General features: G+C 67.4%; 23 protein-coding genes. 8 read left to right on the top strand and 15 right to left on the bottom strand.

Translation table 11 applies throughout. The features are described from left to right. Positions 1 to 3 precede the first annotated feature (3 nt). The gene (locus H8R02_RS12795; protein ID WP_187081816.1) at positions 4 to 2,331 is read right to left on the bottom strand and encodes a polysaccharide biosynthesis/export family protein; all 2,328 of its coding nucleotides are present in this window, start codon (positions 2,329 to 2,331) and stop codon (positions 4 to 6) included. Positions 2,332 to 2,550: 219 nt separating this feature from the next. Here H8R02_RS12795 and H8R02_RS12790 point away from each other — a divergent pair, with 219 nt between their 5' ends. Next, a complete protein-coding gene (locus H8R02_RS12790; RefSeq protein ID WP_255429321.1) occupies positions 2,551 to 3,474 on the top strand; it encodes a S1C family serine protease in 924 nt (307 codons plus the stop codon). Here H8R02_RS12790 and H8R02_RS12785 read toward each other — a convergent pair whose 3' ends face one another. After that, positions 3,475 to 4,404, bottom strand: coding sequence for an NAD-dependent epimerase/dehydratase family protein (locus tag H8R02_RS12785; RefSeq protein ID WP_187081814.1), 930 nt, complete (start codon positions 4,402 to 4,404; stop codon positions 3,475 to 3,477). Positions 4,405 to 4,453: 49 nt separating this feature from the next. Here H8R02_RS12785 and H8R02_RS12780 point away from each other — a divergent pair, with 49 nt between their 5' ends. The 3 genes from H8R02_RS12780 to H8R02_RS12770 all read left to right on the top strand — a co-directional run bounded on the left by H8R02_RS12780 (position 4,454) and on the right by H8R02_RS12770 (position 7,013). Beyond that, a complete protein-coding gene (locus tag H8R02_RS12780; RefSeq protein WP_187081813.1) occupies positions 4,454 to 5,491 on the top strand; it encodes a CDP-6-deoxy-delta-3,4-glucoseen reductase in 1,038 nt (345 codons plus the stop codon). 9 nt (positions 5,492 to 5,500) lie between these two features. Then, the gene (locus H8R02_RS12775) at positions 5,501 to 6,463 is read left to right on the top strand and encodes a Bug family tripartite tricarboxylate transporter substrate binding protein (RefSeq protein ID WP_187081812.1); all 963 of its coding nucleotides are present in this window, start codon (positions 5,501 to 5,503) and stop codon (positions 6,461 to 6,463) included. Positions 6,464 to 6,557: 94 nt separating this feature from the next. Further along, positions 6,558 to 7,013: a hypothetical protein gene (locus H8R02_RS12770; protein ID WP_187081811.1), complete on the top strand. Its 456-nt coding sequence runs from the start codon at positions 6,558 to 6,560 to the stop codon at positions 7,011 to 7,013. Between the two features lie 3 nt (positions 7,014 to 7,016). On the opposite strand, the gene H8R02_RS12765 is transcribed toward H8R02_RS12770, so the two are convergent. The 6 genes from H8R02_RS12765 to H8R02_RS12740 all read right to left on the bottom strand — a co-directional run bounded on the left by H8R02_RS12765 (position 7,017) and on the right by H8R02_RS12740 (position 15,311). After that, positions 7,017 to 7,739, bottom strand: coding sequence for an ABC transporter ATP-binding protein (locus tag H8R02_RS12765; protein WP_187081810.1), 723 nt, complete (start codon positions 7,737 to 7,739; stop codon positions 7,017 to 7,019). Further along, a complete protein-coding gene (locus H8R02_RS12760; RefSeq protein WP_187081809.1) occupies positions 7,736 to 8,548 on the bottom strand; it encodes an ABC transporter ATP-binding protein in 813 nt (270 codons plus the stop codon). Before H8R02_RS12760 ends, H8R02_RS12765 begins: the two co-directional genes overlap by 4 nt. 12 nt (positions 8,549 to 8,560) lie before the next feature. After that, positions 8,561 to 9,661, bottom strand: a complete 1,101-nt coding sequence (locus H8R02_RS12755) for a branched-chain amino acid ABC transporter permease (RefSeq protein WP_187081808.1) — start codon at positions 9,659 to 9,661, stop codon at positions 8,561 to 8,563. Positions 9,662 to 9,674: 13 nt separating this feature from the next. Beyond that, a complete protein-coding gene (locus H8R02_RS12750; RefSeq protein ID WP_187081807.1) occupies positions 9,675 to 10,604 on the bottom strand; it encodes a branched-chain amino acid ABC transporter permease in 930 nt (309 codons plus the stop codon). A gap of 193 nt (positions 10,605 to 10,797) precedes the next feature. Next, entirely contained in the window at positions 10,798 to 14,202 is a 3,405-nt protein-coding gene (locus H8R02_RS12745) for a PAS domain S-box protein (protein ID WP_187081806.1), read from the bottom strand. Further along, positions 14,199 to 15,311 carry a chemotaxis protein CheB gene (locus H8R02_RS12740; RefSeq protein ID WP_187081805.1) on the bottom strand — a complete coding sequence of 371 codons (1,113 nt, stop codon included), beginning with the start codon at positions 15,309 to 15,311 and terminating at the stop codon, positions 14,199 to 14,201. The genes H8R02_RS12745 and H8R02_RS12740 overlap by 4 nt, the downstream gene beginning before the upstream one ends. Before the next feature lie 57 nt (positions 15,312 to 15,368). On the opposite strand from H8R02_RS12740, the gene H8R02_RS12735 reads away from it, so the two are divergent. Then, complete coding sequence (locus H8R02_RS12735) at positions 15,369 to 15,719, top strand: hypothetical protein (protein WP_187081804.1); 351 nt, start codon at positions 15,369 to 15,371, stop codon at positions 15,717 to 15,719. Positions 15,720 to 15,722: 3 nt separating this feature from the next. Here the strand turns inward: H8R02_RS12735 and H8R02_RS12730 are convergent, their stop codons facing one another. The 4 genes from H8R02_RS12730 to H8R02_RS12715 are packed head-to-tail and all read right to left on the bottom strand — an operon-like array spanning position 15,723 to position 20,715. Beyond that, on the bottom strand, positions 15,723 to 17,015 hold the full coding sequence (locus H8R02_RS12730; protein ID WP_187081803.1) for a replication-associated recombination protein A: 1,293 nt from the start codon (positions 17,013 to 17,015) through the stop codon (positions 15,723 to 15,725). A gap of 9 nt (positions 17,016 to 17,024) precedes the next feature. Further along, complete coding sequence (gene lolA / locus H8R02_RS12725; protein WP_187081802.1) at positions 17,025 to 17,654, bottom strand: outer membrane lipoprotein periplasmic chaperone LolA; 630 nt, start codon at positions 17,652 to 17,654, stop codon at positions 17,025 to 17,027. Positions 17,655 to 17,709: 55 nt separating this feature from the next. After that, positions 17,710 to 20,040, bottom strand: coding sequence for a DNA translocase FtsK (locus H8R02_RS12720; protein WP_187081801.1), 2,331 nt, complete (start codon positions 20,038 to 20,040; stop codon positions 17,710 to 17,712). After that, positions 20,041 to 20,715, bottom strand: coding sequence for a Crp/Fnr family transcriptional regulator (locus H8R02_RS12715; RefSeq protein ID WP_187081800.1), 675 nt, complete (start codon positions 20,713 to 20,715; stop codon positions 20,041 to 20,043). Positions 20,716 to 20,826: 111 nt separating this feature from the next. Here H8R02_RS12715 and trxB point away from each other — a divergent pair, with 111 nt between their 5' ends. From trxB to rpmG, 3 genes are all read left to right on the top strand, one after another. After that, complete coding sequence (trxB, locus tag H8R02_RS12710; protein ID WP_187081799.1) at positions 20,827 to 21,780, top strand: thioredoxin-disulfide reductase; 954 nt, start codon at positions 20,827 to 20,829, stop codon at positions 21,778 to 21,780. 113 nt (positions 21,781 to 21,893) lie between these two features. Then, on the top strand, positions 21,894 to 22,127 hold the full coding sequence (rpmB, locus tag H8R02_RS12705) for a 50S ribosomal protein L28 (RefSeq protein ID WP_187081798.1): 234 nt from the start codon (positions 21,894 to 21,896) through the stop codon (positions 22,125 to 22,127). A 20-nt stretch (positions 22,128 to 22,147) separates the two neighbouring features. Continuing rightward, a complete protein-coding gene (gene rpmG, locus H8R02_RS12700) occupies positions 22,148 to 22,318 on the top strand; it encodes a 50S ribosomal protein L33 (protein WP_187081797.1) in 171 nt (56 codons plus the stop codon). A 46-nt stretch (positions 22,319 to 22,364) separates the two neighbouring features. On the opposite strand, the gene H8R02_RS12695 is transcribed toward rpmG, so the two are convergent. The 3 genes from H8R02_RS12695 to H8R02_RS12685 form a co-directional block, all read right to left on the bottom strand. Continuing rightward, positions 22,365 to 22,748 (bottom strand): hypothetical protein, encoded by a 384-nt coding sequence (locus H8R02_RS12695; RefSeq protein WP_187081796.1) that lies wholly within the window; start codon positions 22,746 to 22,748, stop codon positions 22,365 to 22,367. Between the two features lie 96 nt (positions 22,749 to 22,844). After that, positions 22,845 to 24,035, bottom strand: a complete 1,191-nt coding sequence (locus H8R02_RS12690) for a DesA family fatty acid desaturase (RefSeq protein WP_187081795.1) — start codon at positions 24,033 to 24,035, stop codon at positions 22,845 to 22,847. Positions 24,036 to 24,165: 130 nt separating this feature from the next. Then, positions 24,166 to 25,428: an RsmB/NOP family class I SAM-dependent RNA methyltransferase gene (locus H8R02_RS12685; protein WP_187081794.1), complete on the bottom strand. Its 1,263-nt coding sequence runs from the start codon at positions 25,426 to 25,428 to the stop codon at positions 24,166 to 24,168. Positions 25,429 to 25,434: the final 6 nt, after the last annotated feature.

Below are 25,434 nucleotides of genomic sequence, written 5' to 3'. Positions count from 1 at the left end.
CGATCAATCCCGCAACACCTTGATGGCGGCAATGCCAAGGCCGAACTGGTAGAAGATCGTGGTCCAGTCCTTCACCCCTTCGATGAAACGCGTGTAGGGACTGCGCTTGTCGAACTTTTCGGGCACGAAAACGGTATCGCCCGGATTCACGCGCCGGTCCAGCACGCTGCTGCCGAACCACGTGAACGGGCCGCGCCCGCCCGAACTCTCGCTCTCGACGGTGCCATCCGCCCGGACGATGGAGACCGAATCGAAGTCGGCATCTCGCGTCGGGCCTGCGCGATCGAGGTAATCGCGAACCGAGAAGTTGTAGCGGTGCAGGAATGAGGTCTCAGCCGTGACGGCGCCGAAGACCCCGACAAAACTCGGCATGGGTGGTACGCTGATCTCGTCGCCATCTTCGAGGGCAACCGGCGGCACCGCGGGGCTTTCGGGTGAAAGCTCGAGTGCGATCCGACCACTGGCCCTCAGGCTCTGCAGCTTCGCCACGATGTCGCGCCGTGTGTAGTTCTCCACATAGAGCCGGTTGTCCTCGGGGGTCGAAACCGACTGAATCGCACGGCTCGCCTGCGAGGCAATTTCGGCCTGCATCCGACGGATTGCCTGGTCCAGGTTCCTCTGTTGTTGCTGGCGCGTCGACTCGCGCGTGAAAACCATTCCATACGGATAGGCATTTGTACTGAAGCCGCCCGCGCGAACAACCAGGCGGTCGAGCGTCTCCCCAGGAAGGATCTGGTACACGCCGGGGACGTTGATCTCCCCGGAGATCCGCACGTACTGGGACCGCTTGTGAACGGGTATCGGCAGATCGTTGACCCCGAATACGGTCACCACGTCCCCGGGCTGCAATGGCAGATCGTTGGCGGGATCCTTGTTGATGACGGCCTTGGCCAGGTTGAACGGAATGAGCTGCGAGCGGATCTCGCGCGGGTCCAGTCGCTCGACGACGGCGTAGTCCCAGTTGATCTCCTCGACGAGGTTCTTGACCTCGGCCTGGATGCGCGTGTCGCTCACCCGGCGGCCGGACTCGAATTGCACGAGCATGTTCCGCCGCACGTAGTAGTCGGGGACGATCAGTGCGTCGCGTTCGGGGATGAGGTCGGACACCTTCATCCCCGGACGCCAGGAATAGCGAAGGGGTGCGGCGACGTTGCCGCGCAACGTCACGGCATTGCCGAACTCAGGGCTGATCCTGAACAAGGTGATCACATCCCCGTCGCGAACGGTGCTCTGCAGGCCCTTCGCATCCAGGGCGCGATCCTCGACGATTCGAGGCGCTTTCGCGCGAGTCGCATCGACCCGCTCGATGTGAACCTTCTGCGGCGTGGTCAGCACGTTGGTGCGGCCCGCATACGACAGCAGCTTGCCCAGCGGCTCCTCCGCGCCGGCCAGCTCGTAGATCGCGGGGCTGTCCGTCGCACCGGTCAGCGCCACGCGCGGCCCGGCCGGCGGGATCACGATGACATCGCCAGGCAGCAGCTTGGCATCCGCCGACTTGTCGCCCTCGGAGATGAACCGGTACATGTCCAGCGTGCTGACGATCCGGCCGTCGCGGCGCAGCTGGATGTTGCGCATCGAACCCGTGGCTGACGGCCCTCCCACGTCGAACAGCGCGCTGACCAGCGTCGAGAGGCTCGACACCGTGTACGTCCCCGGCTGCCGCGCCTGGCCGACCACGAAGATCTGGATCGAGCGCAGCTGCCCCAGTGCGGCGCTCAACTGGAAGTTGTTGTACACACGGCCGATTTGCGCACGCAGCGCACCTTCGAGCTGCGAAGCCCTGAGGCCGGCGACATTCATCGAACCGACGCGAGGAATGGAGATCTGGCCGTTGCGGTCCACGGGAAGGCGCAAGTCCGCATCGACGGCGCCCCACACCTTGAGATTGACCTCGTCGCCCGGGCCGATCACGTAATCGGCCGAGACCGGTACGTTCTGGAGCGCGGGGAAACCGCCCGCCGAAAAGAGGTTGTAGCCAAAAAGAGGCAGGGAGCGACCGGTTGCCTCGCGCACGAACCGCTCGAACTCGGTCGACTGCAGCGCGGGCAGCTCGACGCCCCCGCGCGGGAAATCCTTCGCCTTGGAGTCGGCGCCCTCCGCCGCGGGCTTCTCCCCCGGCTGGGAGGGACGCTGCGGACCCTGCAAGGTCGGCGTTGACGGCATCGCGGGCGCGGGCACCGCCGCCCCCGGCACTACAGGAGCCGGCGCAAGCGGCGAGACCGGCGTCGCAGGCGCAGCCGCGCCCCCCACCTGCGCCACTGCAACGGTTGCCGCTCCCCATGCAACCGCCGCGGCCACGACCCACCTGCAACAAGTTTTCTTCACAAACATCTCTTATTCAACCCAGCCGGCCAGCGGAAAAGCCGCCATCTTATGCCAGACCCCACCGCGCTCCCAAGCGCAACTTGCGATCCGGGCGCCTTTCGCGCATGCTGGCTGCAACGCCCCGCCCCAAGGAGGCCGGCCATGCTGCTGCGCGCGCTTGCCCTTTCGCTGACATTCTTGTCAATTGCCTGTGAAGCCGCAGTGACGCCTGTCACACCGCAGGCCATGATCGAAGCCCTCACGCAGGCGCATGCAGCCGTGGTCGGCGTGCAGGTCCGCGCGGCCGAGGGCGCGCGCTCCGCGGACACGCTGGGGCGAGAGCGCGCCGGCTCGGGCGTGGTCATCGGCCCCGACGGCCTCGTGCTCACCATCGGCTACCTGATGCTCGAAGCCGACAACATCCAGCTGGTCACGCAGGACGGCCGCACCGTACCCGCCCGCCCGGTCGCATACGACCTGGCGACCGGCTTCGGCCTGCTGCGGCCGGTATTGCCGCTACGCGGGGTCCGGCCGGTGCCCCTCGGGTCGGTCGATGGGCTCAAGCAAGGGGATGCCCTGATGGCAGCCATCGGCGGCACCGAAGGCGACGTCGCGATGACGCACCTCGTGAACACGCGCCCGTTCTCCGGCTACTGGGAATACCACATCGAGTCCGCCGTGTTCACCAGCCCTCCCATCGGCAACCACAGCGGCGCGCCCCTCTTCAACCAGCGCGGCGAGCTGCTCGGCATCGGCAGCCTGTTCGTGGGCGACGCCCTCGGCGACGGGCGCCGGCTGCCCGGCAACATGTTCGTGCCGGTGGACCTGCTCAAGCCGATCCTCGCGGAGCTGCAGCAAAACGGCACGACGCGCGCCAGCCGGCGCCCGTGGCTGGGCGTGAGTTCCACCGAGCAGGGCGGCCGCGTGCAAGTCGTGCGCATCGCACCCGACAGCCCCGCCCAGGCGGCCGGGCTGGAGCCGGGCGACGTGCTGCTCGCCATCGACGGCACGCGCATCGACTCGCTGGAAACCTTCTACAAGCGCCTCTGGCAGCACGCCAACCCCGACGACGAGGTGCAGCTCACGGTGCTCCAGGGCAGCACGATCCGCCAGTTCACGATCAAGGCGGTGGACCGCATGACGGTCATCCGCAAGCCGGGCGGCATCTGATCAACCGCCGGCCAGCCCCTCGCGCACGGTGGGGTAGCGCAGCGCGACGCGCAGCTCGCGCTTCATGCGCGTGTTGTCCATGCGGCGCGATTCGCCCATGAAACTCAGGAGCACCAGCGGCAGCTGCTCCTGCGCGGTGCTGCGTGGCACGCGGGGCGGCCGTGGCAGCCCATAGATGTCGGCGGCGAGGTCGAAGTACTCGCCCATCTTCATCTCGGTGTCGTCGTTGGCGTTGTAGACGCGCAGGGGACGGGCCCGCCACATCGACGCCACGAGTGCACGCGCAAGGTCGTCGGCATGGATATGGTTCGTGTACACGTCGTCGCGCGCCTGCAGCACCGGCGTGCCCTTGAGCAGCCGGTCGCGGGGCGTGCCGCCACTGCGGTCCGGCGCGTAGATGCCCGGTATGCGCAGGATCGCCGAGCGAACACCGGTTGTACGGCCGAAATGGCGCACCAGCCGTTCCGCATCCGCGCGGCGCTGCGCACGCGGCGTCGCCGGCGCGATCAGCGCATCTTCGGCGACGAGCGCGCCGCCGCGGTCCCCGTACACGCCGCTCGTGGACGCATATACCAGCGACACGGGCGGCGAACGCAACCGCAACGCGCGCAGCAGCGCCGCGGTGCGCGCGTCGCGCCACCACTGCGCGTCGCCCTCGGAGCGCGGCGGCGCGAGGTGGACCACACGCGTGCCCAGCGCAGCCAGGCGCCCGAGCGTCGCCGCTTCGTCCAGGTTTCCGCGCAGCGGCGTGATCCCGCGCTCGCGCAAGGCGGTCACGCGCTCCGGCGACGATGTCAGCGCGAACACCCGCATGCGTCCCGCCACTGCGCGCGCGACCCGCAAGCCGACGTCGCCGCATCCCACGATGAGGAGCCGCTCGCGGCGGAAGCGGCCGGGCAAGGCGCCGAGGGGGTTCTGGTTTGAGGGCAAAATCCGGGGGCGTCGACCAAAGCAAAGAGAGCGAAGGATACCCACAAACATGAGCGCCGGCCCTTTCCAGATCACGGTGCAGCCCAGCGGGCGCGCGTTCGCCGCCAATGAAGGCGAACCCATCCTGCAGGCCGCGATCCGCCAGGGCATCGGCATGCCCTACGGCTGCAAGGACGGCGCCTGCGGCTCCTGCAAGTGCAAGAAGCTCGAAGGCACCGTCGTGCACGGCGAGCACCAGAGCAAGGCCCTGTCGGCCGAGGAGGAAGCCGCGGGCTTCATCCTCACCTGCTGCGGCGTGCCGCAGACGGACGTGGTGCTCGAGTCGCGCCAGGTCACCGACGAGAGCGCGTTCCCCGTGCGCAAGATGCCCTCGCGCGTGCTCTCGCTCGAGAAGGTTTCGCACGACGTGATGGTCGTCAAGCTGCAACTGCCGGCCAACGACACCATGCGCTACCACGCGGGCCAGTACATCGAGTTCATCCTGCGCGACGGCGCGCGGCGCAGCTACTCGATGGCGAACGCGCCGCACAACGGCCCCGGCGTCGAGCTGCACATCCGCCACATGCCCGGCGGCAAGTTCACGGACCACGTGTTCACCGCGATGAAGGAAAAGGAGATCCTGCGCGTGGAGGGTCCGTTCGGCAGCTTCTACCTGCGCGAGGATTCCGGCAAGCCGATGGTGCTGCTGGCCTCGGGCACCGGCTTCGCGCCGATCAAGGCACTCATCGAACACATGCAGTTCAAGGGCATCACGCGCCCCGCCACGCTGTACTGGGGCGGCCGCAGGCCGTCGGACCTCTACATGGACGAGTGGGTGAAGGCACGCCTGGCCGAGATGCCGCAGCTGAAATACGTACCCGTCATCTCCAACGCCCTGCCGGAGGACAACTGGACCGGCCGCACGGGCTTCGTTCACAAGGCGGTGATGGAAGACTTCCCCGACCTCTCGGGCCACCAGGTCTATGCCTGCGGCGCGCCGATCGTGGTGGATTCGGCGCGGGCCGAGTACAGCGCGGTGTGCAAGCTGCCCCCGGAAGATTTCTATGCCGACTCGTTCACGACCGAGGCCGACAAACACGGCAAGTAAGCAGTACCCATGAAACGCAGACACCTCCTCCTCTCCACGCTCGCCGCTTCCGTTGCAGCGCCCGTCTTCGCGCAGGCGAAGCCGATCCGCCTCATCGTCCCCTATGCGCCCGGCGGCCCCATCGACGTCACCGCGCGCCTGCTGGCCGAGCGCGTGAAGGACACCCTCGGCCCGGTAATCATCGACAACAAGCCGGGCGGCGGCGGCAACATCGGTGCCGACCTCGTCGCCAAGGCCGCGCCGGACGGCACCACCATCGGCATCTCGGCCGTCGCCACGCATGCGATCAACCCGTGGCTGTTCAGCAAGATGCCCTACGACGCGGTGAAGGACTTCGCCGCGATCACGCAGATGGTGCGCGTGCCGAACGTGCTCGTCATGAACGCGGAAACGGCGGCGCGGCTGAAGATCAACACCGTCGCCGACTTGATCAGGTACGCGAAGGCCAACCCGGCCAAGCTGAATTACGGCAGCGGCGGCAACGGCAGCGCAGGCCACCTGGCCGGCGAGATGTTCAAGCGCGACGCGGGCATCTTCGTCGTGCACATCCCATACAACGGCGGCAACCCCGCGCAGCTTGCCCTGCTGTCGGGCCAAGTCGACTTCAACTTCGACAACCTCGCCACGGCCGCGCCGAACATCAAGTCCGGCAAGCTCAAGCCGCTGGCGGTGACCACGCTGGCGCGCTCGCCGAACCTGCCGGAGGTTCCCCCGGTCGCCGACACGCTCAAGGGCTTCGCGATCGACACGTGGTGGGGCCTCGTCGCACCGGCCGGCACGCCGCGCGACGTGATCCAGAAGATGAACCACGCGTTCGTAACCGCGCTGCAGAGCCCCGAGGCGAAGACGCGCTTCGCGACGCTCATGGCCGAGCCCGTGACGAACACGCCCGACGAGTTCGCCGCATTCATGAAGGCGGAGCTGGCCAAGTACGAGAAGGTCGTCAAGGCCTCCGGCGCCAAGGTCGACTGAGCGGGCTGTCCTACCGCAGCGTGGGACTTGTCCGACACGGCCAGCCTCAGCCGCAGCGTAGATTGGTTACTCCAAGCAACAGCAGGAGTGCACCATGCCCGCGCTGCGACCCGTGCTTCGACACCTCGTGATCGCTGCCGCGGCCGTGCTGCCGGCACTCGGCACGGCGCAGACGTCGAGCACACAGCTGTACTCGGGGCCGGTCAGGGACCATTGGTGGGGGCGCACTGCGCTCGGCCTGTCGCTCAACCGCACCGACTTCCGCGTGCCCTGCTTCTCACCCGGCGGTTCGTGCGAGGAACTCAGCTTCGTCGGCCGCGCCAGCGTCGGCGACACCAGCTTCAACCTGTTCGGCAAGGTCGGCTCGACGAGCCACGTGAGGACGTACGCGCTCGGTGCGGACGCCGGCTTCGGCCTCGCATACGGCGCCGGCGTGAGCTGGGACTTCTCGCCGCGCGCCTCCGCGACGATCGCTTGGGACAGCTATGACCTGCGGCCGGGCAGCGGGGCGGTGCGGTCCACCAGCCTCGGCCTGCAACTGCGCTACTGAGAGCTACTCACCCAGGTACGCCGCGCGCACCTTCGGGTCGCTGAGCATCTGCTTGGCTTCGCCGGACATCGTGATCAGCCCGGACTCCATCACGTAGCCGCGGTCGGCGATCTCCAGCGCGCGGCTCGCGTTCTGCTCGACGAGCAGGATGGTCACGCCCTGCGCATGCACGTCGCGCACCACCTCGAAGATCTTGTCGACCATGATCGGCGACAGGCCCATCGAGGGCTCGTCCATCAGCAGCACCTTGGGGCGGCTCATGAGCGCCCGGCCCATCGCGAGCATCTGCTGCTCGCCGCCGGACATCGTGCCGGCCAGCTGCATGGCGCGCTCCTTCAGGCGCGGGAAGGTGGCGAACACCTTCTCCATGTCCGAAGCAATTCCGTCCTTGTCGGTGCGGATGTGCGCACCCATCTGCAGGTTCTCGACGATGGTCATGCGCGTGAACACGCCTCGGCCCTCGGGCACCATCGCGAGGCCCTGCTTGACGAGGTCCCATGCGCCCTTGCCGCGGATGCTCTTGCCCAGGTACTGGATGTCGCCGTCGTTGATGCCAAGAAGGCCGGTGATGGCCTTCATCGTCGTCGTCTTGCCGGCGCCGTTGGAGCCGATCAGCGTGACCAGCTCGCCCTCGCGCACCTCGAAGTCCACGCCCTTGACGGCCTGGATGCCGCCATACGCAACCTTCAGGTTGCTCACTTTCAGCAGCACTTCTCCCGCGCTCATTCTTCTTCTCCGTTCACGACCGGGTTCGGCTCGCCCGGCTTCGCATGGCTTTGGCCCAGGTAGGCCTCGATCACCTTCTCGTTGCGCTGCACGTCGTAGGGCGAGCCCTCGGCGATCTGCTTGCCGTAGTCGAGCACGGTCACACGGTCGCACAGACCCATCACCAGCTTCACGTCGTGCTCGATCAGCAGGATGGTGCGGTCGTCCTTGCGGATGCGGTCGATCAGCTCGCGCAACACCACCTTCTCGGTGGAGTTCATGCCTGCGGCCGGCTCGTCCAGCGCGATGAGCTGCGGGTCGGTGGCCAGCGCACGCGCGATCTCCAGCCGGCGCTGGTCGCCGTACGACAGCGTGCGCGCCTTGTAGTCGGCGAACTTGCCGATGCCGACGTACTCGAGCAGTTCGCGGGCGCGCGTCGTGATGGCCGCTTCCTCCTCGAGGAAGCCCTTGGTGCGGAAGATCGCGCCCATCAGCCCCGAACCGGTGCGGATGTGCCGGCCCACCATCACGTTCTCCAGCGCGGTCATTTCCGCGAAGAGCCGGATGTTCTGGAAGGTGCGCGCGATGCCGGCCTTGGCCACTTCGTGCACGGCCGTCGGCTGGTAGGGCTTGCCCGCGAGTTCGAACGTGCCGCTGTCGGGTGTGTACAGGCCCGTGATCACGTTGAAGAAGGTCGTCTTGCCGGCGCCGTTGGGGCCGATCAGGCCGTAGACCTGGCCGCGCTCGATGGTGAGCCCCACGTCGGAGAGGGCCTGCAGGCCGCCGAAGCGCTTGGAAATGCCCGCGACGCGGAGAACGGTGTCTACCATGTCCTCCCCCCCTTACTTCGGCTGCGCGAGCGTCTTGCCGTGCTCCGGCGTCGGCCAGAGGCCCCGCGGGCGCAGCAGCATCACCACGATCATCGCCAGTGCGATCAGCAGCTGGCGCAGGATCGATGCGTCCAGGCGCCCGTCAGTGAGGCGCTGCAGGTCCAGCTCGCCCGACACCCATCGCAGCACCTCGGGCAGCGCCGAGAGCAGCACCGCCCCGAGGATCACGCCGGGCAAGTGGCCGATGCCGCCCAGCACCACCATCGCGACGATCATCACCGACTCCATCAAGCCGAACGACTCCGGCGAGATGAAGCCCTGGAACGCCGCGAACATCGAACCCGACACGCCGCCGAACGTGGCACCCATGCCGAACGCCAGCAGCTTCATGTTGCGGGTGTTGATGCCCATGGCCTTGGCCGCGATCTCGTCCTCGCGGATCGCCATCCACGCGCGGCCGATGCGCGAGAGCTCCAGCCGGTGGCACACGACCACGCTGCCGATCACCAGCAGCAGGAACAGGTAGTAGTAGTTGGTCACCGCCGACATGTCGAAGCCGAGCAGGTCGTGCGTCTTGCCCAGGTTCAGGCCGAAGAACTTGATGCTGTCGATCTGCCCCAGCCCCTTCGGGCCGTTGGTGATGTTCACCGGCTGGTCGAGGTTGTTCATGAACACGCGGATGATCTCGCCGAAGCCGAGCGTCACGATCGCGAGGTAGTCGCCGCGCAGCTTGAGCGTCGGCGCGCCGAGCAGCACGCCGAAGATGCCCGCCAGCGCCGCCCCCGCCGGGATGCAGACCCACAGCGGCATGTGCAGCCCTTCGGGGAAGGCCTGCATGAACCACTGGAAGTGTTCGGTCAGGTGCGGCGACGCGAGCAGGCCGTACATGTACGCGCCGATCGCGAAGAAGGCCACGTAGCCCAGGTCCAGCAAGCCCGCGTAGCCCACGACGATGTTCAGCCCGAGCGCCAGCAGCACGTAGAGCAATGCCGTGTCGGCGATGCGCACCCAGAAGTTGCCGAAGTACTGCAGCACGATCGGCAGCACGAGCAGCAGCGCGAGGCCCACCGCCTTGACGACCCAGTGGTTCTGCCTGTTGATCCAGTCCATCATTTGCAGGTCCTCCTCAGGCGCGGTCCGCGACACGTTCGCCGAGCAGGCCGGAAGGCCGCAGCGTCAGCATGATGATGAGCACGATGAAAGCGAAGATGTCGGCGTAGTGGCTGCCCAGCACGCCGCCCGTGAGCGTGCCGATGTAGCCCGAGCCGATCGCCTCCACGATCCCCAGCAGGATGCCGCCCACCACCGCGCCGGCCAGGTTGCCGATGCCGCCGAACACGGCGGCCGTGAAGGCCTTCAGCCCCGGCAGGAAGCCCATGGTGTGCTGCACCGTGCCGTAGTTCGACGCCCACATCACGCCCGCGATGGTGGCGAGGATCGCGCCGATGATGAATGTCGCCGAGATGACCATGTCGGGCTTCACGCCCATGAGCGCGGCCACGCGCGGGTTCTCCGCCGTCGCGCGCATCGCGCGGCCCAGGCGCGTGTGGTTCACCAGGTACATCAGCACGGCCAGCGAGATCGCCGTCACCGCCAGGATCATGATCTGCGTGCTGGTGATCACCGCGCCGCCCACGTTGAACGGGTGCGGCGGCAGCAGCGTGGGGTACGGCTTGTAGTTCGGCTTGAAGATGATCATCGCCACCGTCTGCAGCAGGATCGACATGCCGATGGCCGTGATCAGCGGTGCAAGCTTGGGGCTGTTGCGAAGCGGCCGGTACGCCACCTTCTCGATCGCGAAGTTCAGGGCGGCCGCGACGATGCACGCGATGATGACCGACAGCAGCAGCATCAGCCATCCGGGCATGCCCGGCATCGACTCCTGCATCCAGACGATCACCTGCCAGCTGGTGAGCGCCCCCACCATCAGCACCTCGCCGTGCGCGAAGTTGATCAGGTTGATGATGCCGTACACCATGGTGTAGCCGAGGGCCACCAGGGCGTACATGCTGCCCAGGACCAGACCGTTGATGATCTGCTGAAGCAGGATTTCCATTCGGGTGTTCTCCGTTTCTTGTGCGCCGCCTTTGTGAGGCGTTCTGCCATCTAGCAAAAAACCCGCCATGCGTGCAGGACGGGTTTGCGGGGGGGATTGTAGCGACGGCACCTGACAGCCAGACGGGCGGCGGCAGGGGTTTACCCTTGGAGGCATCGCTCCATGCACGAACGGAATGTCCGTGCAGCGCGGCTTAAGCAGAAGGCGAAGGGGGCCGGTCCGACAGGTCGCGCAGCACCTTGACGAAGCCCACCGCCTCGCCCGCCGCATCGCGCATCAGCATCAGCACGCCGCTGCCGCGAAAGCGCGTGCCGTCCTTGCGCATGTGGTGGCGTTCGTCCGAGGCGCGCCCCTCGGCGAGCGCCGTGCTCGCTTCCTTCTCGGGCGCGCCGGCCGCGCGGTCTTCCGGCGTGAAGACCATGTCGGCGCTGCGGCCCACGGCCTCGTCGCCCGCGAAGCCGAGGATGTGCTGCGCGCCGGTGTTCCAGCTCGTGATGCGCCGCTGCAGGTCGGTCGAGAAGATCGCGTACTCGCGAACGTTTTCTATGACGAGGCGCAAACGTTCCTCGCTCTGGCGCAGGGCTTCGGCCTGCTGGCGCGCCTGCGTGATGTCGCGCACGATCGCGGTGCCCGCGAGCACCCGGCCAGTGGCGTCGCGGATCGGGGACGCCGTGATCGCCACGTGGATGCGGCGGCCGTCCTTGCGCGTGCGGACGCCTTCCAGGTTCTCGACCCCGCGGCCGGCCGCGATCTCGGCCAGCACCTGCTGCTGCCCGTCGTTGTCGACGGGCGCCAGCAGGGTGAGCGGCTGGCCGATCGCCTCTTCGGCGGTGTAGCCGTAAAGCCGCTCGGCGCCGCTATTCCAGCTCAGGATGGTCTGGTCCAGCGCGAAGCTGATGATGCCGTCCGAGGTCGCCGTGACCACGGCCGACAGCCACAGGCGCATCTCTTCCGCCTGCTTGCGTTCGGTGATGTCGATGAAGGTGAACACGACGCCCGCGATGCGGTCGTCGAGCGTTCGGTACGGCATCAGCCGCGCGAGGTACCAGCTGCCGTCGGCCTGGTCCACTTCGCGCTCCACCGGCACAAGCCGCTCGAGCATCTTGCGCGCGTCCTCGCCGAGCTGCGCGTAATCGAGCTGCGTCGCCATGTCGGTGAGCGGCCGGCCGACGTCTGTGGGGATCAGGTTGAACAGCCTCACGGCCGCCGGCGTGTAGCGCGTGATCTTCAGGTCGCGGTCGAGGAACACGGTGGCTATCGCCGTGGCGTCCATCAGGTTGTGCATGTCGCTGTTCGCGTGCGACAGCTGTTCGACCTTGCTTTTCAACTCCTGGTTGACGGTGGTCAGTTCCTCGTTGATCGACTGCAGCTCCTCGCGGCTGGTCTCCAGCTCCTCGGTCGCGGCGCGCAGCTCCTCGTTCATCGCCTGCAACTCTTCGTTGCTGGCCTTGAGTTCCTCGGTCGACGCTTCGTACTGCTCCACCGTGTCGCGCAGGTGCACCTTCAGCCGCTCCATCTCGCGGTCGAGGTGGCGCGCCAGCGGGTCGGGGTCCAGGCGCGCGTCCTGGACCTCGGCGAGCGGAAGCTGCTCCCCCTGCGCGGTGAAGGTGACGAGGAAGAGCGGCCGGCCCCCCTCCTGCATGGGCACGACCCGGATCGTGGTCGCCGTGACGGTGCCGCCCGCCTCCACCGGCATCTCCGGCAGCTCGGCAGGCTGCGACTTCTGCCCGGCCTGGTAAAGCGCCGCGCGCAACTCCAGCCGCACGTGCGCCGGCAGGGCGCGCAGCAGGTTGCGCGTGGGCTCGCCGCCGCCGAGCTGCAGGAAGCGGCCGGCCGACGGCGACAGGTGCAGGATGTCGTAGTCGGCGTCGACCAGGACGGAGGGCGGCGCGAGCTGCTCCAGCAGCTGCAGGTGGACCTCGCCCAAGGAAGCGCCGCGGGCCAGCTCGCGCAGGCGCGGCGGCTGCATGGCCGGCGTCACATCGAAGTTGGGCCGCGCGATGATCGGGCCTTCGCGCGCCGCGTGTTGCGCTTCGAGCGCGAGCTTGAGCGTGGCCGGCGCAGTGGGCAGCGCGAGCGCCGCGCGGGGCGCAGGCCGCTGCGCGAAGATGCGGTGCTTCTTGTCCAGCACCGTGAAGAGCGGGTTGCCCTCGTCGACGGACTCCGACGAGCCGAGCAGCAGCTTGGCGTGCGGCAGCAGGCCGAAGTGCAGCGTCTGCAGCACGCGCTGCTGCGACTCGCGCGTGAGGTAGATCAGCAGGTTGCGGCAGGTCACCATGTCCAGCCGCGAGAACGGCGAGTCCTTCAGCACATCGTGCATCGCGAACAGCACCAGCTCGCGCAGCTCGCGCCGCACCCGCCAGCCGCGGTGCTCCTTCAGGAAGAATCGGCGCAGCCGCTCCTCGCTCACGTCGGCGGCGATCGCGGGCGGGTACACGCCGTCGCGTGCCGCCTGCACCGCCTCCTCGTCGAGGTCGGTGGCGAACACCTGGATCACCGGCGGCGACTCCAGGGTCCGCGCGTGCTCGGCCAGCATCATGGCGACGCTGTACGCCTCCTCGCCCGTGGCGCACGCCACGGTCCAGACACGCACCGCATCGCCCGCGCCCTTGCCGGCGAACAGGCTGGGGATGTGCTTCTCCAGCGCCGAGAAGCACTCCGCGTCGCGGAAGAAGTTGGTCACGCTGATCAGCAGGTCCTGCAGCAGCGCGGCCGATTCGCCCGGGCGCGTGCGCAGGCAGTTCAGGTAGGCGCCAAGGTTGTCCACGCCGTTGACCTGCATGCGCCTGGCGATGCGGCGCAGCACCGTGGCGCGCTTGTAGTGCGTGAAGTCGCGGCCGGTGCGTGTGCGCAGGAAGCTCAGCACATCGCGCAGTTGTGCCTCGTCGTCGGGTCGCACGCCCGCCGTCCCCTTGAGCGCAGGGCCGTCCTCCGGCGGCAGCAGGATGTTCTTCTCGAGCCGGAAGTACGAGAGCAATCGCGCCGGCATCTCGGGGACGGGCAGCACCCAGTCCACCATCCCGGTGTCGATCGCCGAGCGCGGCATGCTCCCATGCAGGGCCTGGTCGGGGTCTTCCGCGACGGTCAGGCCCCCGCGCTCCTTGATGCGCTTGATGCCGATGACGCCGTCGCCGTCGACGCCGGACAGCACCACGGCGGCCGCGTGCGGGCCATGGCTGTCCGCCAGTGTGCGGAAGAAGAGGTCGACGGCGACGTTCGAAGCGTGTGCGGCGGGCACCTCCTCCACCCACAGCTCGCCGTCCGAGAACTGCAGCATGCGGCCGGCGCGGATCACGAGCACGCGGTTGGGCTGCACGTCGACCCGCCCGAGCGTGTCGATGACCGGCATGCGCGTTGTGCGCTTGAGCGTGTCGACCAGCTGGTCGCCCGCCGCTTGCGGCGTGTTGGCCAGGCAGATGAACGACACGCCGCTGCCCGCCGGCATGGTGGCGAAGAACGCATGCAGCGACTCGACGCTGCCCGTGGAACCGCCCAATCCCACCAGCGGCACCTTGTCGTAGCCGTTGCTCGGGATGATGTTGTCCGTCTCCTGGGCGACGCCCTCCTCGGCGCCGTCGGGACGCAGGTGCTCCGTCATCTCTTCCCCTTGGGGTGATGGGGCGCGGCGCGGCCGAAGCGCCGCAGCGCGCCGTTCGCGCCGTTCGCACCGTTCGCGCCGTTCCCGCCGGCCTCGCCGATCGAGCGAAGTTCGTCGATGCGGCGCCGCAGCCGGTCGGCCTCGGCACGGCCGGCACCCGCCTGGGCGGTGTCGCCGGTCGCATCCGCGATGCCGGCCAGGCGGCGCAGCAGCAGCTCGCGCTCGCGCAGCGCACGCACGGTGGTCTGGACCGCGTAGTCCGCGGATTCCAGTTGCGCCGATTCCAGCGTCGCGGCCGTGTAGCCGTGGCCGATGTGGCAGCGGTAGCGCGGTGGGTACTCGCCGCGCATTTCCCAGAGGCTGCCGCCGCAGTCCGGGCAGGTCAGCGGCGAAGGGTCGGCAAGCGCCTGCAGGTTGTCCATGGCCATGTCTCCGCGGTGGATTGCGGTTTCGCGTGCGATGCGAGCCGGCACGGGCGGCGCGCGCGCCGGCGTCGCGTGCGCCACGAGTTCGACGAGCAGCTGCGCGATCGCCCGCACCGGCATGCAGTGGTCCACGGCGACGCTGCGCAGGGCGCTCAGCGGCATGTCGGGCTCGACGGCTTCGTTCGGGTCCTGCACCACGGCGACGCCGCCGCATTCCTTGATGGCGCGCAGGCCCGCGGTGCCGTCATCCAGCTGGCCAGTCAGCACGACACCGATGGCGCCCGGCCCCCAGGATGCGGCTGCGGAGCGGAACAGCGGGTCGATCGCCGGGCGCGTGTGGTTCTCCTTGGGCCCGCGCGCGATGCGCATGCCGCCCTCTTCCACCAGGAGGTGATGGTCCGGCGGCGCCACGTAGAGCATGCCGGGCGCAAGGGGTTCGCCGTCCCTCGCGTGCTTCGCGGGGTTGGGCCCGCTGCGCGAAAGCAGCTCCGGCAGCAGGCTCGGGTGATTGCCAACATGCTGCACGATGCACACCGGCGCCGGGAAGCGCGCAGGCAACGCCGCCGCGATTTCCATCAGCGCGGTGATGCCACCCGTGGAGGCGCCGATGACGACGAGGAAGCCGCTGCTCACTTGCACTTTTTCGATTCTGGCCTTGCCGCCGCGGGCACGTTGCTCTGCCATGAGGTTTTTTTTCGCGCGCCCCCACAGCGCTACGGTCGCCTCGTAAACTGGCTGGCCATGTCCGCATCGCAAGCATCCGCACTCACCGCCATCGCGTTCCAGCTCGCGGCTGCGCTCGAGGCGTACGAGGCCGAACTCGATCGGATGACCGGCGTGCACATCGACCCCGAGCTGTACCAGCTCGTCGCGCAGTGCATGGACGACATGCGCATGTTCGCGGCGAGCCTGCCGAAGCTCTCGGTACTCTGGGTGGAGCTGATGATCCGTCACTTCGAGTACACGCATGGCCTCTGGCGCGGCCAGCGCGGCGAGGCCACGGCCGCCGAGTTGCAGGCGCTCTACGCGAGGCTGCGCGAAGCCACCCGCACCTTGCATGGCGCGTGCGTGCGCGAAATCACCGAAGGCTGAAGGTCAGCTTTTGTCGCGCCGCGCATTCGCGTTGCGCTCGGCCAGTTCCGCCAGCTTCTGCGCGATCCTGATCTCCAGGCCCCGTTCGACCGGGCGATAGAAGCCCGGCGGCTTCATGCCATCGGGCAGGTAGTTTTCGCCCGCCGCGAAGCCGCCCTCCTCGTCATGCGCGTAGCGGTAGTTGCGCCCGTAATCCAGGTCCTTCATCAACTTCGTCGGCGCATTGCGCAGGTGCAACGGGACGGGCCGCGTGCCGTCCTTGCGCACGAAAGCGCGGGCTTCGTTGTACGCCGTGTACGCTGCATTCGACTTGGGCGCGACCGCGAGGTACAGGATGCACTCGGCCAGCGCGAGCTCGCCTTCGGGTGAACCAAGCCGCTCGTAGACCTCGGACGCATCGAGCGCCATGCGCAGTGCGCGAGGGTCGGCCAGGCCGATGTCCTCCGCGGCCATGCGGATCATGCGGCGCGCGATGTAGCGCGGGTCGGCGCCGCCATCGAGCATGCGCACCAGCCAGTAGAGCGAGGCGTCGGGGTCGGAGCCCCGCACCGATTTGTGCAGCGCGCTGATCGTGTCGTAGAACTGCTCGCCGCCCTTGTCGTAGCGGCGCATGCGCTCGCCCAGTATCTTGAGCAGCCATTCGTCCGTGACTTCGGGGCGCTTTTCCTTCGTGGCCGCGACGGCCAACGTCTCCAGCGTGTTGAGGAGGCGGCGTGCGTCGCCGTCTGCGTACGCAATGAGCCGATCGCGCGCCTTGTCCTCGATCGGCGGCACCGCGTCGATCGCCTGCGCGCGAGCGACGATCTGCTCGAGGTCGGTTTCCGACAGCGGCTGCAGCACGTACACCGCCGCACGCGACAGCAGCGCGGAGTTCACTTCGAACGACGGGTTCTCCGTGGTCGCGCCGATGAAAGTGAAGAGGCCCGACTCCACGTGCGGCAGGAAGGCGTCCTGCTGGCTCTTGTTGAAGCGGTGCACCTCGTCGACGAACACGATCGTGCGGCGGCCATGCGCACGCGCGATGTTGGCCTGCTCCACCGCCTCGCGGATGTCCTTCACGCCCCCAAGCACCGCGCTGATGGTGATGAACTGTGCGTCGAAAGCCTCCGCCATCAAACGCGCAACGGTCGTCTTGCCGGTGCCGGGCGGCCCCCAGAGGATGCAGCTGTGCGGCTGGCCGGATTCGAAGGCGATGCGCAGCGGCATGCCTTCGCCCAGCAGGTGCTGCTGGCCGATGACTTCGGCGAGCGTCTTGGGCCGCAGCCGTTCGGCCAGCGGGGCGTGGGGTGCGGTCACACCCCGAGTCTATTGCTTCACGAGATCCGCATTCACGGGCGGCTTGAAGGCGAACGTTGCGGCCGGGATGTCGGTGTTCAGCTCCATCTTGCTGAACGTGATCTGCGAGCGCTGGCCGAAACCGTCGGTGATGTCCAGCGCCGCCAGGTCGTTGCCCTTGAAGCCGATCTTCACGTTGTTCAACTGCCCTTCCTTCACCTTGGGCGTGGCCTGCACCCACTGCATGCCGTTGCTGTCGGGCAGCGCCTGCAGGTCGAAGTCCTTGCGCAACGCGCCCAGGTCCGGCGATGCGGCGATGAGCGCGGCGGGCGTGGAGCCCAGTACCTTCTCCTGGCTGCGCGACGTCACCTGGTTCAGCTCCACGTCGTGCATCCACAGCGTCTTGCCGTCGGCCACGATGGTCTGCTGGAAGGGCTTGTTGTAGGCGAAGCGGAAGCGGTTGGGGCGGCTGAACTCGAAGGTGCCGGTGGACGTCTTGGTGCGCACCTGCCCGTCCTTGCCGGGCGAGGTGACGACCTGCGTGAATTCCGCCTTGCCGCTTTTCGCGGACCTGACGAAATTCTCGAGGGACTCGATGCCCCCGGCGTGCGCCATGTAGGCGAGCGCCGACAGCGCGATGGAGACGATGGTTTTCTTCATGGGACTCGGCATTGTCGGTTGAGTCCCGGCGGATGGGGAAGTTCGTTACCGAGCGTTATTCGGCAGCGTGCTTGACCAGGATTTCCCGCTGGCCGCGCGCATTCATCGCGCTCACCAGCCCGGCCTTTTCCATCGCTTCGAGCAGGTTGGCCGCCTTGTTGTAGCCGATCGAAAGGTGGCGCTGCACCAGCGAGATGCTGGCCTTGTTGTTCTTGAGCACGACTTCGACCGCGCGGTCGTACATCGGGTCGCCCTCGCCGCCGCCCTCACCGCCGCCGAGCCCCGGCCCGTCCTCACCATCGACGGTGCCGCCTTCGAGCACGCCCTCGATGTAGTTCGGCTCGCCGCCCTGCTGCTTGAGGTACGCCACGACGCGGTGCACTTCGTCGTCGCTCACGAAAGCGCCGTGCACGCGCACGGGCAGGCCGGTGCCGCTGGCCATGTACAGCATGTCGCCCATGCCGAGCAGCGCCTCCGCGCCCATCTGGTCGAGGATGGTGCGGCTGTCGATCTTCGACGACACCTGGAACGCGATGCGCGTCGGGATGTTCGCCTTGATCAGGCCCGTGATCACGTCCACGCTGGGCCGTTGCGTCGCGAGCACGAGGTGGATGCCGGCGGCGCGCGCTTTCTGCGCGAGGCGCGCGATCAGCTCCTCGATCTTCTTGCCCACCACCATCATCAGGTCGGCAAGTTCGTCGATCACCACCACGATGTACGGCAGCTTCTCCAGCGGCTCGGGGCTGTCGGGCGTCAGCGAGAACGGGTTGTAGATGAACTCGCCCTTCGCCTTGGCGTCCTCGATCTTGCCGTTGTAGCCATGCAGGTTGCGCACGCCCAGCTTGCTCATCAGCTTGTAGCGGCGCTCCATCTCCATCACGCACCAGTTCAGGCCATTGGCGGCCTGGCGCATGTCGGTGACCACGGGCGCCAGCAGGTGCGGGATGCCCTCGTAGACCGACATCTCCAGCATCTTGGGGTCGATCATCAGCAGGCGCACGTCGCGCGCCTCGGCCTTGTACAGCAGCGACAGGATCATCGCGTTGATGCCCACCGACTTGCCGGAGCCCGTGGTGCCCGCCACCAGCACGTGCGGCATCTTCGCGAGGTCGGCGACCACGGGGTTGCCGACAATGTCCTTGCCGAGGCCGATGGTGAGCATCGACTTGGCTTCGTTGTACGCCTGCGAGCCGAGGATTTCCGACAGCTTGATCGACTGCCGCTTGGCGTTGGGCAGCTCCAGCGCCATGTAGTTCTTGCCCGGGATCGTCTCGATCACGCGGATCGACACGAGCGACAGCGAACGCGCGAGGTCCTTGGCGAGGTTGACGATCTGCGAGCCCTTCACGCCCGTGGCCGGCTCGATCTCGTAGCGCGTGATCACCGGGCCCGGCTGTGCCAGCACCACGCGCACCTCGACGCCGAAGTCCTTGAGCTTTTTCTCGATCAGGCGCGAGGTCATCTCCAGCGTTTCGGAAGAGACCGTTTCCTGCTTCGCGCTCGCCGTGTCCAGCAGGTCCACCTGCGGCAGCTTCGAATCCGGCAGCTCGACGAACAGCGGCTTCTGGCGCTCCTTCGCCACGCGCTCGCTCCTGGGCACTTCGATCAGCGTCGGCTCGATCAGCACCGGCGTGGGATGGTGTTCCTCGATCTCCACGCGCTCCTCGTGCACGATCTCCTCGCGCTCGCGCGCGGCCTGCCGGCCCAGCTCGACGTCCTCGGCGATTTCGCGCTTCTCGCGGCGCTGCTCGACGAAGCCGTCGATGAGGCCGCCGATGCGCTCGGCGACGTGGCTCCACGAGAAGCGGAACACGATCGCCGAGGCCACCACGACGAGCGCGACGGACACGAGACCCGAGCCGGTGAACCCGAGCCACTTCACGGCCGCGGGGCCGACCAGCGAACCGAGTGCGCCGCCCGCATGGTCCGGCAGGCGCTCTTCGAACCGGTAGAGCCGCGACCATTCGAGTGCGGTGCTCGCAGCCAGCAGCAACGCCAGCCCGAGCCAGAACGCCCACCGCCCATGCAGCCACCGCGCAAATCCGGTCTCCGCCGGCGAACCACCACGCATCCACCTCGCCAGCAGCGCCATCCACGAGCGCACGCCCGCGGCAAAGCACCACCACGCCGAGAACCCGAGCAGGAAGTAGCTCGCGTCGGCGAGCCACGCCCCGAGCCGCCCACCCCAGTTGCGCACCGGCGCGCCCGCCCCGGACGTGGAGAACGCCGGGTCCATCGTCGAATAGCTCGCCAGCGCGAGCAGCCAGTACACCAGCGCCATGCCGCCCAGCACGAGGGCGAACTCCTGCGCGAAGCGCGCCGCGCCCGTGCGGGGCAAGGAAGGGACGGCGGCGGTGTCGGTGAGGGTGTTGAGGGAGTAGGTCACTTATCCGAGGGTCGTCAAACGGTCCTTGACGATCATCGACCCGTCCTCGCGCGTCTCGATGAAGCCCCGGTCCTCGAGGTCCTTCATGACGCGGCTGACCATCTCGCGCGAGGCACCGACCATCTTGGCGATGTCCTGCCGCGAGATGCGCTCGCGAATGAGCATGTTGCCGTCCCGGTCCGGCTGCGCGAATTCGAGCAGCGAGCGCGCGACGCGGCCGTAGACGTCCATCAGGGCCAGCGATTCGATCTTGCGGTCCGCCTGGCGCAGCCGCTGCACCAGCCCGCGCATGATGGCGTATGCCATCGAGCTGTTCTCGGGCAGGCAGCGCGCGAATTCGGCGCGGCCGAGCGTGAGCATGTCGGTCTGCACCTCCGCGCGGCACGTGGCGGAATGCGGCTCGTTGTCGATGAGGCTCATCTCCCCGATGTAGTCGCCGGGGTTGAGCGTTGCAAGGATGACCTCGCGGCCGCGCTTGTCGGAGGTGACGACGCGGATGCGGCCGGTGAGGATGATGAAAAGGGTGTTGGACTTCTCGCCCTGCTCCACGATGACCTCGCCGCGCTTGAAGCGCCGCTTGACCACCGCGTCGGCGACGTTCTCGGCCTGGTTGGCTGTCAGCAGGGCGAACAGCGGCACCCTGCGGATCAGTTCCAGGTTGGAGAGCATCGACATGAGTTCAATCCCTTCTCGCGAGGCGGGTGTGCGGTAGGTTCTTACAATCGCCGAACCGGCCCGAAATGTACACCGACCTGTGGCATTTACCACACAGGTCTCACCCGAACCATGACCACCCGCCACGCCAAAGTCCTGATCCTCGGCTCCGGCCCTGCCGGCTACACCGCAGCCATCTACGCCGCCCGCGCCAACCTCAACCCGGTGCTGGTCACCGGCATCGCGCAGGGCGGGCAGCTCATGACGACCACCGACGTCGACAACTGGCCCGCCGACGTGATGGGCGTGCAGGGCCCCGAGCTGATGCAGCGCTTCCTGGAGCACGCCGAGCGCTTCAAGACCGAGATGGTGTTCGACCACATCAACAAGGTCGACTTCAGCAAGCGGCCGTTCAAGCTCACCGGCGACAGCGGCGAGTACACCTGCGATTCGCTCGTGATCGCGACCGGTGCCTCGGCCAAGTACCTGGGGCTTCCGTCCGAGACCGCGTTCATGGGCAAGGGCGTGAGCGCGTGCGCCACCTGCGACGGCTTCTTCTACCGCGGCCAGGTCACCTGCGTGATCGGCGGCGGCAACACGGCGGTCGAAGAGGCGCTGTACCTGTCGAACATCGCCAGCAAGGTGTACCTGGTGCACCGCCGCGACAAGTTCCGCGCCGAGCCGATCCTCGTGGACAAGGTCATGCAGAAGGTCGCGGAGGGCAAGATCGAGCTGAAGCTGTTCAAGACGCTGGATGAAGTGCTGGGCGACGGCACCGGCGTGACCGGCGTGCGCCTGAAGGACACCAAGACCGGGGAGGCCGAGGACGTGAAGCTGCAGGGCTGCTTCATCGCCATCGGCCACTCGCCCAACACCGAGATCTTCCAGGGCCAGCTGGAGATGAAGGACGGCTACATCATCACCAAGGCGGGCCTGGGCGGCTTTGCCACGATGACGAGCGTGCCGGGCGTCTTTGCGGCCGGGGATGTGCAGGACCACGTGTACCGCCAGGCCATTACAAGCGCGGGCACGGGCTGCATGGCCGCGCTGGACGCGCAGCGCTTTCTGGAGCAGGCCGAAAGCTGATTGGCTATAATGGCGGGCTTTGCTGGGTCCCTGCGCCCAGCCGGTTACCGTCCCCGACAGGACGAGGTGAGCCCCTCGCGTGAGCGACGGGCGGTTTTCGAAGGAGTGCTGCAATGGCACGCGTCTGCGAAGTGACGGGCAAGGGCCCGATGGTGGGGAACAACGTTTCCCACGCCAACAACAAGACCAAGCGCCGGTTCGAAGTGAACCTGTTCTACAAGCGTTTCTGGGTGGAAAGCGAGAACCGCTTCGTGCGCCTGCGCATTTCCAACGCCGGCCTGCGCCTGATCGACAAGAACGGCATCGACGCCGTGCTGGCGGACATGCGTGCCCGCGGGCAAGCCTAACCCCCCGAAGGAGCACTGACATGGCAGCAAAAGGCGGTCGCGAAAAGATCAAGCTGGAGTCCACCGCGGGCACCGGCCACTTCTACACCACGAGCAAGAACAAGAAGACGATGCCCGAGAAGATGTCGATCATGAAGTTCGACCCGAAGGCTCGCAAGCACGTCGAGTACAAGGAAACGAAGCTCAAGTAAGCGCTTCGCTCCCCACGAAAAAGCCCCGCACCGCGGGGCTTTTTATTTACCGGAACCGCGGGTCGTCGGGATAGCGGTCGCGGTTGTCGCGCACGCCGTCGCCGTCGCGGTCGTTGCGGCGCGGCCTGATGCTGTACTGCTGGCCGGTCGAAGGGTCGACCCAGATGTGCGTCGCGTTGGCGTACGGGTACACCTGTTGCGGCAGCACCTGCGAAAGCTGCGGGTACGCGATGCCCGGGATCACGGCCTGCTCGGGGTAGTAATACGGCGGCGTCCAGCCGCTGTTACCCACGATCGGTGGCACCGCGTTTGTCGGGCCGCAACCGGGGTTCGTGCCCCAGGCGCTGCCGGCCTGGCAGTCCGCCTGCGCCCACGCCCCGCCGGCGAACAAGGCCGCCACGGCGGCCACGGAATAGATGAGCTTGTTCATGGTGGAAACTCCTTGCCCACCATTGAGCGCCCCAAAAGCAACGGGGGCACGAAGCCCCCGTCAAGTTTGCCTGTCGGACCGTTACGGCAGGTACTGTCAGGCGTGCGCGGCGCGCAGCTTGTACGAGAACTGGCGCAGGGCCTCGATCCCGCTTTCCTCGGCGCGGCGGCACCAGGCCTGCAGGTCGGCGGCAAGCTGCTCGCGCGACTGGTTGGTGTTGAGCCACATCTGGCGCAGCTCTTCGCGCATGGTCATCATCTTGTCGAGCGCGGGGTGGGCGGCACGGACGGCGGCCACCTGCGTGCGCACGTGGGCCGGCACACGCTCTTCGTCGCGGTGCATCCAGCGGCGTGCCGACTTCAGCAGCGAGCGGTCCTGCCCCTTGGCCTTGAGCGACTCGATCTCGGCCTTGCAGGCCAGCTTGAGCTCGCGGCCGTAGCGGGCCATCACCTCGTAGCGGTTGGCGATGAGCGCCTCGAGCGTCTTCTCGTCGGCCACCGGCTTGATCGCGCCCAGCACCAGCTTCGGCGGCACCTTCTTCACCGTGGCCCAGCCGACCTTCTGCATCAGGCTGATGTAGACCCAGCCGATGTCGAATTCGTACTTCTTGACCGAGAACTTGGCGGACGTCGGGTAGGTGTGGTGGTTGTTGTGCAGCTCTTCGCCACCGATGAGCACGCCCCACGGCGAAATGTTGGTGCTCGAATCCGGTGCCTCGAAATTGCGGTAGCCCCAGTAGTGGCCGATGCCGTTGATGACGCCGGCCGCGGTGACCGGGATCCACGCCATCTGCACCGCCCACACGGCCAGGCCGGCGGCGCCGAACAGCAGGACGTCCAGGATGAGCATGAGCGACACGCCCAGCACGGAGTGCTTCGTGTACAGGTTGCGCTCGATCCAGTCGTCCGGCGTGCCGTGGCCGAACTTGGCGACGGTCTCCGGGTTCTTCGCCTCTTCACGGTAGAGCTCCGAGCCACGCCACAGCACGGTGTCGATGCCGCGCGTCTGCGGGCTGTGCGGGTCGTCCACGGTCTCGCACTTGGCGTGGTGCTTGCGGTGGATGGCGACCCACTCCTTGGTCACCATGCCCGTGCCCAGCCACAGCCAGAAACGGAAGAAGTGGGAGGGGATGCGATGCAGGTCCATCGCGCGGTGCGCCTGGCTGCGGTGCAGGAAGATCGTGACACTGGCAATGGTGATGTGAGTGGTCACCAAGGTGTAGATCACGAGCTGCCACCAGGTAAGGCCAAGGAGGCCATTGGCCAGCCAGTCGATCGCGGCGTTCATGTTCAGGGGAGGTCCTTCTCGAAAAAAACCGGCAATCATCTGCCGGCTTTGTTATGGATCAATTTTAGGGCCAGGGGTTCATTTCGTTACTGTGGATAACCACAGCTGAGCCTGCTTTGGATCAACGGTACTAAGTCTTCTGCCAGCTAGCGGCGAAGAAACCGTCTGTCGAGTGACGGTGCGGCCACAGTCGCAGGTACTTTGCATCGGCCGTGCAAAGGTGCGGCGCGTCCGCCACTTTCAGCTGGGCCAGGAGGTCCGCGACCGGCAGGGGCGTGAAGTCGCGATGCGCTTCGCCGAACGCGTCCGCTATGCCTTCGTTTTCCTGCGGCAGCACGCTGCACGTCGCGTAGACGAGCCTGCCGCCGGGCTTGAGGAGGCGCGATGCGCTTGCGAGGATCGCCTGCTGCTTCTGGACAAGCTCTTCCACGCCCTTGGGCGATTGGCGCCACTTGAGGTCCGGGTTGCGGCGCAGCGTGCCGAGGCCCGAACACGGTGCATCGACGATCACCCGGTCGATCTTGCCTGCGAGCCGCTTGATGCGGTCGTCGCGCTCATGGGCGATGGCTGCCGGGTGGACGTTGCTGAGCTTGCTGCGCGCCAGGCGCGGCTTCAATGCGTCCAAGCGGTGGGCGGACACGTCGAAGGCATACAGCCGCCCGGTGTTGCGCATCTGGGCGCCCAGCGCCAGCGTCTTGCCACCGGCTCCGGCGCAGAAGTCCACCACCATCTCGCCGCGCTTGGGGTCGAGGAGCAACGCGAGCAGTTGCGAGCCCTCGTCCTGCACTTCGATGGCGCCGCGTGCGAAAGCGTCGAGCTTTGTCAAGGCGGGCTTGCCGTCGATGCGCAGGCCCCACGGCGAATACTTCGTCGGCAGGGCCTGGATGCCGGCGAGGCGCAGCTCGTCCCGCACGTCGTCCCGCTTGTCGGTGAGCGTGTTCACCCGCAGGTCCAGCGGCGCCGGCACATCGAGCGCTTCGACGAAGGCCCAGAACTCGTCGCCGAGCTGCTCCTTCAGCGGCGCCACGAGCCACTCGGGCAGGTTGTGCCGGTGCCGCTCCATCAGGTCCTTGCGGTCGATGGCATCGCACTGGTCGAGCCAGGCCTTCTCCTGCTCGTTCAAGGCGCTCTTGAGGAAGTCGCGCGGGCCGGCGAAGCCGAGGATCGCCAGCCGACGCTCCTTGGGCCCGGTGCCCGAGGGCGCAAGGTGTTCGTACAGCAGCTTGCGCCGCAACACCGCATAGGCGGTCTCCGCCAGCGTCGCGCGCTCGCGCGGGCCGAGCGACCGGTGCTCACGGAAATAGCGGGACACCACCGCGTCGGCCGGGTGGTCGAACTTCAGCACGAGCTTGACGAGCTCGGCGCAGGCATCGAGCAGCGCTTTGGGATGCATGGTTCC

The sequence above is a fragment of the Ramlibacter albus genome (assembly GCF_014297445.1).
Taxonomy (GTDB): domain Bacteria; phylum Pseudomonadota; class Gammaproteobacteria; order Burkholderiales; family Burkholderiaceae_C; genus Ramlibacter; species Ramlibacter albus.
This window is presented reverse-complemented; position numbering and strand designations above follow the sequence as displayed.